At 69.5% G+C, this 10,493-nt stretch carries 8 protein-coding genes; 3 read left to right on the top strand and 5 right to left on the bottom strand.

Features of this window, described 5'->3' with window-relative positions:
- Window positions 1-362 precede the first annotated feature (362 nt).
- Entirely contained in the window at window positions 363-1,469 is a 1,107-nt protein-coding gene (locus tag E3O32_RS11320; protein WP_134509577.1) for an NYN domain-containing protein, read from the bottom strand.
- A gap of 245 nt (window positions 1,470-1,714) precedes the next feature.
- Complete coding sequence (locus tag E3O32_RS11315; RefSeq protein ID WP_134509576.1) at window positions 1,715-2,344, bottom strand: LysE/ArgO family amino acid transporter; 630 nt, start codon at window positions 2,342-2,344, stop codon at window positions 1,715-1,717.
- Between the two features lie 72 nt (window positions 2,345-2,416).
- On the opposite strand from E3O32_RS11315, the gene E3O32_RS11310 reads away from it, so the two are divergent.
- On the top strand, window positions 2,417-3,310 hold the full coding sequence (locus tag E3O32_RS11310; RefSeq protein ID WP_134509575.1) for a LysR family transcriptional regulator ArgP: 894 nt from the start codon (window positions 2,417-2,419) through the stop codon (window positions 3,308-3,310).
- Window positions 3,311-3,428: 118 nt separating this feature from the next.
- Here E3O32_RS11310 and E3O32_RS11305 read toward each other — a convergent pair whose 3' ends face one another.
- From E3O32_RS11305 to E3O32_RS11295, 3 genes are all read right to left on the bottom strand, one after another.
- On the bottom strand, window positions 3,429-4,325 hold the full coding sequence (locus tag E3O32_RS11305; protein WP_134509574.1) for a hypothetical protein: 897 nt from the start codon (window positions 4,323-4,325) through the stop codon (window positions 3,429-3,431).
- Between the two features lie 118 nt (window positions 4,326-4,443).
- A complete protein-coding gene (locus E3O32_RS11300) occupies window positions 4,444-5,064 on the bottom strand; it encodes an NUDIX hydrolase (RefSeq protein ID WP_134509573.1) in 621 nt (206 codons plus the stop codon).
- A 119-nt stretch (window positions 5,065-5,183) separates the two neighbouring features.
- Entirely contained in the window at window positions 5,184-6,428 is a 1,245-nt protein-coding gene (locus tag E3O32_RS11295; RefSeq protein ID WP_241974826.1) for an HNH endonuclease family protein, read from the bottom strand.
- A gap of 480 nt (window positions 6,429-6,908) precedes the next feature.
- On the opposite strand from E3O32_RS11295, the gene E3O32_RS17640 reads away from it, so the two are divergent.
- Both E3O32_RS17640 and E3O32_RS11280 read left to right on the top strand, forming a co-directional pair.
- On the top strand, window positions 6,909-9,095 hold the full coding sequence (locus E3O32_RS17640; RefSeq protein WP_241974824.1) for an ADP-ribosylglycohydrolase family protein: 2,187 nt from the start codon (window positions 6,909-6,911) through the stop codon (window positions 9,093-9,095).
- An 87-nt stretch (window positions 9,096-9,182) separates the two neighbouring features.
- Window positions 9,183-10,493 (top strand): transposase (locus E3O32_RS11280; protein ID WP_134509571.1); only part of this gene is annotated, 1,311 nt, incomplete at its 3' end.

The raw sequence follows: 10,493 nt of genomic DNA, 5'->3' as shown, positions 1-10,493 counted from the left end.
GCCCTGCCCTGCCCTGCCCTGCCCTGCCCTGCCCTGCCCTTCCCTCCTCCCTGCCCCTTTTCCTGCCTTCCTGTTCCTCCTTGCCCCGCCTCCCGGTGGCTAACTCCTGCAATTCGTCGCAGAATGTCCCAATTCGGCTGGTTTGGGCACGATTCCGCGCGGATTGCAGGAGTTAGCCACAGTTGAAGGCGCCCACTCCTGCGCTGACGGGGGCCGGATGCGATCCGGGGGAGGGCAGGTGACTTCAGTTGCGTCGCGCCCGATTCGACGCGAATGCAGGATGCGCCTGAGCCAGGAGGCCCCAGAGCGCCGGCACGCCCGCGGCATCCTGCATATGGGCCATCCAGCGGCAGTCGCCGAGGCTAAGACCGCAGTTTGAGCAGAACGGGCGCGCCCGCCGTCTGCTCCTTGATCTCGACCGTCTGATGCCGGGACTTGAGAAAGTCGGCGAACTGACTGAACCCGAGCGAGCCTTCCTGGAAGACCGGGTCCAGCTGTCGCATTGTGCTCTTCACAGCGGATGCATGCTGCCATTCCTGGTCGTTCGAAGCAAGCTGCTCCACCGCGCGGAGGAGCAGCGCTGTCGCTGCCTTCCGGGCCTTCGGGCTTGCGTCGAGCCTCTGGATGTCGACCGGTCCCGCGGTGGGCGTGGTCGGCTGGATGGTCGAGGCGGGAGCCGTCTTCGCCGTGCTGGTGCCCGCGGCCAGGGCCGGCACACGCTTCGCAGGGGCGTTCTTGGCTATGGTCTTCGCACCGGGGGGCTTCTTCGCACCGGCCTTCGGAGCGGCCTTCGCACCGGCCTTCGCGCCGGCCTTCGGAGTGGCCGGCTTCGTCGCGACGACGGAGATGGGACCCGCCGTCGGGGGAGTGAGCGACGTGGACCGTGCGGTACCCGGGATCGAGTCGTAGTCGGTGAATACGTCGCAGGCCGAGGCGAGCGCGCTGCTCGTCGCTCCGGACACCCCGATGCCGATCACGACTCGGTCGAGACGACGGCAGCGCTGCGCCAGCGGGATATAGTCCGAGTCGCCGGCGACGATCACGATGTGGGTGAGGTTGTCGTGTCGGAAGAGGTCTTCCATCACATCGATCGCCAGCCGGATGTCCGCGCCGTTCTTCAGGGCAGCCACGGCAGGGAAGAGCTGGATGAGGTCGACGGCGTGATCGACGAGCTGCCTTTGGTGGCGCGCATTGACCGGCGTCGACCAATCGGCATACGCCCGGCTGACGGTGATCGGACCGAACGTCGCGGCGTAGTCGAGAATGGCGTCCACGTCGACCATGGCCTGACGGATGCGCGTGGTCACCTCGGCCTCGGGCTTGTAGGTCACCCGATTGCGCACCTTGTCCTTCGCGAACGCGCCCTCGCCGTGGAGTTGGTTGTACCGCGAGATGACGATGTTCTCGAAGTCGAAATAGACGCCGACCCGCTCCCGGGGCCGCTCAAGCCTCGCAGACTCCTCAGACATGCGGATGCTCCTCCAAGGTTGGTTCCAAAGACGAGCGCCGTGCACATCCCCCGGGCCCAGCATCCCGGATCGGCCTGGGGGTAGGCAAGCCCCAGTACGGGCTGGATACGTTCCCCGGGGCGGGCAGGTGACTTCAGTTGCGTCGCGCCCGTTTCGGCGCGAATGCAGGATCAGCGGCGGCTGTGGGCGCCCCGGTGCCTCGCGCCTCCGTGGCATCCTGCATTCGCACGACGCCACGGGCGCAGCTACACCCCGAGCGCCATCCGCACCCCGAGCGACAGCATCACGACGGCGATGAAGCCGTCGAGGATGCGCCACGAACCCGGGCGGGCGAAGAACGGCCGCAGGTGGCGGGCACCGAAGCCCAGGCTGAAGAACCAGGCGAAGCTCCCCGTGATCGCCCCGGCGCCCCACCACCAGCGGGCCGACTCGCCCTGCTGGTTGGCCACCGAGCCGAGGAAGATCAGCGTGTCGAGGTAGACGTGCGGGTTCAGCCAGGTGAGAGCGATCATCGTCGCCACAGCGGCCCGGGTGCTGATCGGCACCGGCGAGTCATTCGCCACCAGCGCCTTCGGCTTGAAGGCGCGCACCGTGGCGAAGACGCCGTAGGCGAGCAGGAACGCGGCCCCGACGATGCGGATCACCACGAGCGCCGCCGGGGTCCGTTCGACCACGAGGCCGACGCCGAGGATCCCCGCGAAGATGAGCACGGCATCCGAAATCGAGCAGATCAGCACCGCAGGCAGGATGGTGCGCGTGTGGCCCTCGATCCCGAGCCGGAGGACGTATGCGTTCTGCGCGCCGATCGCCACGATCAGGGCCAGCCCCGTGCCGAAGCCGAGGAGTGCGGGGAGGAGGGTGCCGGCGAGGTCCATGCTGGCCAATGTAGGAGACAAATCGCATGTAGTACAGCTAAAGTTTCGAAGGATACCTAAGCGAGGCTAATGATGGCATTCCAGTTGGATCACCTGCACACCCTGGTGGCGCTCGTCGAGGAGGGCACGTTCGAGGCGGCGGCGCAGCGGCTGCGGCTGACGGCATCCGCGGTCTCGCAACGAGTCAAGGCGATGGAGCAGGCGGCCGGCCAGGTGCTGATCCAGCGGGTGAACCCGGTTGTGCCGACCGCCGCCGGCGACATCGTGCTGCGCCATGCGCGCCAGGTGCAGCTGCTCGAGGGGGACGTGGCCACCGCGCTCGGCGCCGGCCTGCAGCCCGGCGGGCGCACCTCGCTGCCGCTGGCCGTGAACGCCGACTGCCTGGGCACCTGGTTCCTCGACGCGCTCGCCGCCGTGCCCGAAGGCAGCGGCGCGGTCTTCGACATCTACCGCGAAGACCAGGAGCACACCACCTCGCTGCTGCGCTCGGGCACGGTGATGGCGGCGGTCACGTCCACGGCCGAGGCGGTGCAGGGCTGCTCCTCGGTGCGGCTGGGCTCGATGCGCTACCGGGCGGTGGCCAGCCCCCGGTTCGTCGGCGCCTGGCTCGGCGGCGTCGCCGGCACCGCCGGGCTCGACACCGCCCCGATGGTCAACTTCGACCGCCGCGACGACCTGCAACACCGGTTCCTGCGCGGCATCGGCGGCCGGGCCACGGATGTCCCGCGCCACCACATCCCCACCACGGCCGACTTCGCCCGCGCGGTGGTGCTCGGCCTCGGCTGGGGGCTGCTGCCCGAGCAGCAGTGCCTCACCGAACTCGGCGACGGCCGGCTCGTGGAGCTGGCGCCGGGGCATCCGATCGACGTGGTGCTCTACTGGCAGCGTTGGAACATCGCCTCCCGGCTGCTCGACCAGGTGACGGATGCCGTGGGCCGGGTCGCCGCGGCGAGCCTGCACCCGTAGGGGCTCGCCCTCCGCGCCCGTCCCGGTGCGCTGCACCGCGCGAGCGCACCGAATGCAGGATGCGCGGCAGGGCCGAGGCCCCAGAGGCCCCCGCACCCCCGTCGCATCCTGCATTCGATCACTTGCCGAAGTCGAACGGAACCTCGCCGCTGTGGAGACTGAGTGGGACCCCATCGATCACGGAAGCCGGCGTGGACCGATGGTCAGTGAAGACTCCATAGCCGTGATCATCAACACTGAACTCGAAGTAGAACTGGGTGTCGATGTCGGAGTAGAAATTCGGCGCCGTTGTCCGGCGGAATTCCCGAACCGATGCGGGCGCATCTGGCAGCCCGCCAATGTACTTTCCGGGATCGTCAGGGGTGAGGTCGGGGATGTATTCGTCGTTGCACTGCCCGCTCAGGCCCAACCCGTATAGGTGGTTGTCGTTCCCGCTCCGCGGCCCGTCGCGGGTCAACTCGAGGAACTGCGAGGATTGTCGTCCCGATCCAGGGTTCTGGTAGTTGAGGCTTCGGTCGTTGAGGACCTCTGGTGTGGCCCTGGCGTCCGGCTTCTGGGATGTCTCGGCGAGGGATATCGATTGGTCGCCCAAATGGACAACGGTATTCGAGTTTGTGGTGAATTGCGGTTTAAGCTCTGGGTCGCATGACAGGACCGAGAAAACAACGACTTTTCCAGCAGCGTCTGACGTTGTAGCCACTGCATAGTTGTCACGAACGAAGACTGAGAATGTCCAGGGGCTGCCCGTAATGGGGCGTTCGGACGTGGGTTCGCCCAGAACTGCGCTAAATGACTTCAGTGTCTGACCCGCACGGAGGTCCGACAATAGGGTCCGAGTCATTGACGCCGTGCTCGGTTTCGTGAGGTAGTCAGAGATCGCCGGGCCGACGAGCAGCGCCACGATTGAGACCAGGAGCGCGGCGACACCGAGCGCGACGGCTAATCGGCGGTGTCGTCGTGCCGACCTTTCGTGGCGCTCGATCTCAGCGATTCGCGCCTGAACTCGCCCAACCATGATCACCCTTCATTTCCGTCGTATCGGGAGCCAACGGCCAACACAACCTAGCGCCCCTCCAGAGACGAAGGAAGGCCCGCCATCGCAGCGGCGTGATCTGCCGCACGCACCGGCCGAGTCACCGGTGCCGGAACAGCCGGGCCGGCTTGCCGACCTTGCCGGGCTGCACGGCATCCGTCGCCACGAGGCCGGGCAGAACCCGGCGGCGGAACGTGTCTTTGCCGAGGCGCTCGCCGGACACGCTCTCGTGCAACCGCAGCAGCTCGAGCAGGGTGAACTCGGGCCCGAGCAGGCGCTCGGGGTCGGCCGCGGCCGCGTACTCGGCACGCACGGTGTCCACCGCCAGCCTGAGGATCTGCTCGTGGTCGTAGACCAGCCCCTGCGCCGCATCCCACGGGGTGAGCGCGCCGGCGGGCACGGATGCCGCGGGCACCACCACGAGGTGCGCCACCGACATCACCCAGCCGCGATCATCCCGTTCCGGGGCGTCGAACACGCGCAACTGGCGCGGGCGGAGCCCCTCGATGCCGGCCTTGTCGCGCAGCGAGCGGAGCACGGCGTCAGCGAGGGTCTCGCCCTCGTGCACGAACGTTCCGGGCAGCCGCCAGCCGCGTTCGTTCTGCACGAGCACGACGCAGAGCGCGTTCGCCTGCACCGTGAGCACGGCCGTGTCCACGGCCACGGAAGGGCGCGGGTAGTCGGCCAGGGATGTGACGGGGGAGTCGCGATGGTCGCTCATCCGGCAATTGTCGCAGGTTTGATCTATGACGGGTGGAGCGGATGCCGCGTGGCGGCCGCCCGGGGGACGTCGCCGTTGCGGTGGCTGGCGCCGGGGCCGATTCCCGAACCGTCAGGCCGTCATTGCCGGTGCCAGCGGGCACGATCGGGGCTGTTCGGGGTGGTGCCGCAGACCATGGCGGTGCCCGCGGTGGTCACGCCGGTCGCGCCGGCCGGTGCGCAGAATGAGCCGGGGTGCACCGTGCCGACCGCAGGCGCGGGCGCCGGTGCCGGTGCAGGAGCAGGCGCGGGCGCGGGCGCAGGAGCAGGTGCGGGAGCGGGCGCAGGAGCAGGTGCGGGAGCGGGTGCAGGAGCCGGAGCAGGCACCGGAGCCGCCCGAGGGGCGAAGTCGGAGGTCACCACGGGCTGGCCGGGGCAGGCAGAGAGGATGCGCGTCATCGCCGCAGACTCGGCCGGCGTGACCCACAATCCGTAGGTCGCCTTGACCGAAATCTGCCGGGCGACGTAAACGCAGCGGAACGACTTCACCGGCGGCAGCCAGGTGGCCGCGTCGCCGTCGCCCTTCTGGGCGTTCGTCCGGCCGTCGACGGAGAGAAGGTTGAGCGGATCGTTGGCCAGCGACGTGCGCTGGGCCGGGGTCAGGAGCTGGGCGCCGGTCTGCCAGGCGTTGGACAACGCCACGACGTGATCGATTTGCACCAGCATCGAGGTCTTGTTGCCGCGGACGAAGCTGATCGACTTGCCCGTGTACGGCCCGTGGAGGGCGCCGCTCATCACCCGGCAGGGCCCGGAACGCACGATGTTCGTCAGGTCCCGGGCGAGGATGTCGTTGCGGGTGTCGCATCCGTTGTGGTCCACGTCCAGCCAGGCTGTCCCGAATTGGGCGGTGCGGGCGTATCCGGTTTTCGGGGCCTTGCCCTTCACCGCGAGCGTCTGCAGCAGCGCCTCGGCCGTCGCATCGGTGACCGCACGGTCGGCGATGACCACGGATGCCGGTGCGACCGAGGCCACCGAGACATCCGGGTCGATCGGGGCTTCCGCGGTGAACGCGGCCTGGAACGCGGCCTTGAGTGCAGCCTTCGGAGCGGGGGTTGCGGGGGCCGCCGTGGTCGCGACGGTCGACGCGGGCGTTGCGGCGCCCGTGAGATTCGCGGGGGCGTCGTAGGCCGACGCGCCGATTCCGGTGCTGACCAGGGCCACGACGAGGGCCACGGCGGCGATCGGTCGCGACGGGATTCTCGCCCAGGACCTGCGCCCGGTGACCAGGGAGTACAACGCGGTCACGAGGCCCGCCAACCCGGCCATCGTCAACATGCCGGGGAACCCGCCGGATGCCCAGCCTGAGATAACGAGGATGGCGATCACCGCAATCCCCACCACGGTGCCCGCACGGGGTCGGAACCGTTTACGGCCTGGTGAGGTGGGCGGTGATGCGGGGGAGGTCAAGGGATTCCTTCGGCTGGGACTGTCGTGTCTGGGACTGTCGCTGGTTCCAACCTAGGCGCGGCAGGGAGTCGTGAGGTCGCGCAGATGAGCAGGTCAGGGCCCCAAAAAGGGGCGAGGGTGCGCCGGGCCCTGTCCTGCCGCGGAACGGCGGCATCGACCATATGACTCCGCCCGGGCGCGAAGGTGTCTTTTCCGCAACTGAGCCGCAACTCAGCCGCTCCCGGCGAGCGGAGCGGCGCTGCCCCTCGAATGCGGCGGCGCCGGCGGGCCCGTTTCGGCCTTAGTCTCAACGTGGGGGAGTTGAGCCTGAACGGCATCCGGTATTCGACAGCAGGTCGTCAGGTGCCCGCCATGGTTTAGCAGGGCACGTCCCGTCACAAAGCTCGCTGGGGGAATCGCATGAAACTCACGTCCGCACAACTGGACCGCGCCGCCGGGGTGCTGCTCGGCATGGCCTGCGGCGACGCGCTCGGCGCCGGCTACGAGTTCGGGCCGCCGCTTCTCTCTGGTGCCGACGTGACGATGAGGGGCGGCGGCGGGTTCGACTGGGCGCCCGGCGAGTGGACCGACGACACCTCGATGGCTGTGCCGATCATCCGGGCGATCGCCGACGGCAAGGACCTCCGCGACGAATCGGTGCTCGACGAGATCGTGGCCGCGTGGATCGACTGGGCGCGCACCGCACCCGACGTGGGCAACCAGCTGCGCGCGGTGCTCTCCCGCACCGACCGGAATCTGGCCGAGGCGCGCGATGGGGGAGCCGACCCGGACCCTGCCGACCCTTGCGAGCATGTCAACCCGGCCAACCCTTCCGAGCGTGGCAACCCTGCCAACTCTTCCGAGCGTGGCAACCTGGCCAACCCTTCCGAGCGTGGCAACCCTGCCGACCCTTCCGAGCAAGCCGACCCTGCCGAAGACGCCGACTCCGCCCACGCCGACCCGGCCCGCCCCGCCCGGCCGTCCCACGCGGGCGCGGCATCCGCGGTGCGCCTCGTCGCCCAGGCCCACCACGACCGACACGGCCGCAGCGGCGGCAACGGCTCGCTCATGCGCACTGCGCCGGTGGCCCTCGCCTTCCTCGACGACCCGGCCGGGCTCGCCGAGACCGCCCGCGCGATCAGCGACCTCACCCACATCGACCCGGATGCCGGCGACGCCTGCGTGCTCTGGTGCCTGGCGATCCGGCGCGCGGTGCTCTCGGGCGAACTGAACGTGCGCGCCGGCCTCGAAGCCCTGCCCGCCACCCGGCGCGCGCTCTGGGAGTCCCGCCTCGTCGCCGCCGAGGCCGGCGCCCCGAGGGACTTCGACCGCAACGGCTGGGTCGTCGAGGCCCTGCAGGGAGCCTGGTCGGCCATCACCGAGCCGCTCCGCGAGGTCACCGACGGCGAGGACGCGGTGCCGGCCGACCATCTGCGGGAGTCCTGCGCCGGCGCCGTGTCGGCCGACCATCTGCGGGAGTCCTTCGAGGGCGCGGTGCCGGCCGACCACCTTCGGGAGTCCTGCGAGGACGCGGTGCCGGCCGACCATCTGCGGGAGTCCCTCGAGGGCGCCGTGCGCGGCGGCCGCGACACCGACACGGTGGCCGCGATCGCCGGCGGCCTGCTCGGGGCCCGGTATGGGGCATCCGCGGTGCCGGCCGAGTGGCGGCGGATCGTGCACGGCTGGCCGGGACTCCGCGCCGACGAGCTCGTGCGCCTCGGCGTGCTCGCCGCCCGCGCCACCGGTCGTCGACCGGCCGTGGCCGGTCGCGCCCCGTTCGCCGATCGCGCCCGCCGGGCCGACGTCGCCATTCTCGCCGGCCGGGCGAGCCTCGAGGCCGCGGCCGGCGGTCGAGCCGACGACGGTCGACCCGGCCCCGGCGGTCGAGCCCGTCGAGACCCCGCAACCCCCGACCGTCGTGACCCGGCGCACCCCGACACCCGCGCCCCGGGCGCGCTCGACCGCCGGGACCCGACCCGCCCCGACCGTCGTGACCCGCTCGTCCCCGACCGCCGCGACCCCCTCACTCCCGACCGCCGGGCCGCCCTCGCCGACCAGGCCCAGGGCGATTCCACGGCACCGGACCGCCGCCCCCGCCGCGACCGCGCCAACACCACCTGGCCGGCCGCCGACCGCCTGTCCTACGCCACCTCCGGCGACATCTCGACCCTGGTGCGGCATCCGCACGACCCCGGCGTGTGGCTCGGCGCGATCGGCGCCCTCGACGCGCTTCCGGCCGAGATCGACGCCGTGGTGTCGCTCTGCCGGGTGGGCCGCGGCCAGGTGCCCGCGCGCATCCGGCCGGAGAACCGGGTGGCGGTCTGGCTGGTCGACGAGGTCGACCCGCGCGCCAACCCCAACCTCAGCTTCGTGCTCGGCGACACCGTCGACGCGATCGCGGCGCTGCGGGCCGAGGGACGCACCGTGCTTGTGCACTGCGTGCAGGCGATCAGCCGCACCCCCACGGTCGGCGCGCTCTACGCGGCGCGGCACCGGGGAGTGCCGATCGACCAGGCGCTGCGCGAGGTGACGGATGCCCTCCCGCACGCCAGCCCGAACGCCGCGTTCGTCGAGGCGCTCATCCCCAGGACGATGGGCGGTTTCTGAGGCCGCCCGCCGCCCGCTTCCCGACCACCGCGCGCTCTCCCGGCGCACCTTACGGAAGCGGGCGCACCGTGTAGAGCCTGTTGCTTTATGGGGCTGCCCACCGGCAGGGCGTGTCGTTCCTGGGCGTGTTTGAGGGGTCTGAGAAAATGGTTCATGGCCCTTCATTACCGTCCTGTGGATCGTGATCAGTCGTTTCTGTTGCCGCCGGATATGCGTGATTGGATACCGGCCAATCATCTGGCATGGTTTCTGCTGGAGGTCGTCGAGCAGCTCGATACAACCGCGTTACACGAGAAGTCCAAGCTTGGCGGAACGGGCCGGGAGGGCTTCAACCCCGACCTGTTGTTGGCTGTGTGGATTTACGCGTCGGCCCGGGGAATCTCGTCCTCACGGCAGATTGAGCGGGCCTGCATCGAGGACGTCGCGTTCCGGGTGTTATGCGCGCAGGATGCCCCCGATCACACCGTTTTAGCTAGGTTTCGGCAACGACATCGGAACGCGATGGCTGACTTGTTCGCGCAGGTTTTGGTGTTGTGCGTGGGGCGAGGACTGGGCAAATTCGGTGTGATCGCGATCGATGGAACGAAGATCAAGGCCAACGCGGCGAANATCGCCATCGATGGAACGAAGATCAAGGCCAACGCGGCGAAGGATCAGAGCCGGTCGTTGAAGACGTTGCGAGCCATGGCGAAGAGCATCCTGGATGTCGCAGAAGCGACGGACGCGGCCGAAGACCAGGCGGATGCGCCCACCGCTGATGATGATCTCCCCGACGGGTTCGGCCCGGGCCCGGACCGGGCGGCCTTGATCCGATCCGAGCTCGATGGCCTCCGCCAGCAGGGCGAGGTAGTCGCGAAAGAGAAGCCTCCACCGACCAGAACTGGAGGGAAGGGTGCCCGTATTGAAGCGGCGATCGCCCAGTTAGAGAGAGTGGTGCAGGCCGAGAACCAGCCGTGGATTACGGTGTTCCACACCCGCCTTCTCGACGCGCAACAGCGCCTGGCCGACCTGGAAGCGAAGCAGGCCGCCTCCCGGGCGCGTTTCGCGGTCACGCCCAACGGCCGCCCGCCAGTGTTGAACAACAAGAGGTTGCGGGACGCTCAGCACGGGGTCGAGCACGCCCAAACCAACCTGGCCCGTGCGCAGGAACGAGCCCACCAGCAGCTTTCCGGGGAGGCAGCCGCGACCCGGAAGTATCTGCTCCGCCGCAACGTGACGGACCCCGAATCTCGTCTGATGCACACCCGAAATGGCTACGTCCAGGCTTATAACGGGCAAGTGGCGACCGCTGATGACCAGCTCATCATCGCCGTCGACGCGGTCACTGACCCCAACGATCAGGGCCAACTCATCCCCATGATGGACCACGTCCGGAGCAATATCGCACGATGTCAAGCC

The sequence above is a fragment of the Cryobacterium mannosilyticum genome, assembly GCF_004402705.1.
GTDB classification, from domain to species: Bacteria; Actinomycetota; Actinomycetes; order Actinomycetales; family Microbacteriaceae; genus Cryobacterium; species Cryobacterium mannosilyticum.
Note: the sequence above shows the minus strand (reverse complement) of the source record. Positions and strands in the feature narration are given on the sequence as shown.

Excerpts from the sequence above, each read along its gene's own strand:
- E3O32_RS11305 (WP_134509574.1), bottom strand. The coding sequence starts at position 4,325 with ATGGTTGGGCGAGTTCAGGCGCGAATCGCTGAGATCGAGCGCCACGAA.
- E3O32_RS17640 (WP_241974824.1), top strand. The coding sequence starts at position 6,909 with ATGAAACTCACGTCCGCACAACTGGACCGCGCCGCCGGGGTGCTGCTC.
- E3O32_RS11315 (WP_134509576.1), bottom strand. The coding sequence starts at position 2,344 with ATGGACCTCGCCGGCACCCTCCTCCCCGCACTCCTCGGCTTCGGCACG.
- E3O32_RS11310 (WP_134509575.1), top strand. The coding sequence starts at position 2,417 with ATGGCATTCCAGTTGGATCACCTGCACACCCTGGTGGCGCTCGTCGAG.
- E3O32_RS11320 (WP_134509577.1), bottom strand. The coding sequence starts at position 1,469 with ATGTCTGAGGAGTCTGCGAGGCTTGAGCGGCCCCGGGAGCGGGTCGGC.
- E3O32_RS11300 (WP_134509573.1), bottom strand. The coding sequence starts at position 5,064 with ATGAGCGACCATCGCGACTCCCCCGTCACATCCCTGGCCGACTACCCG.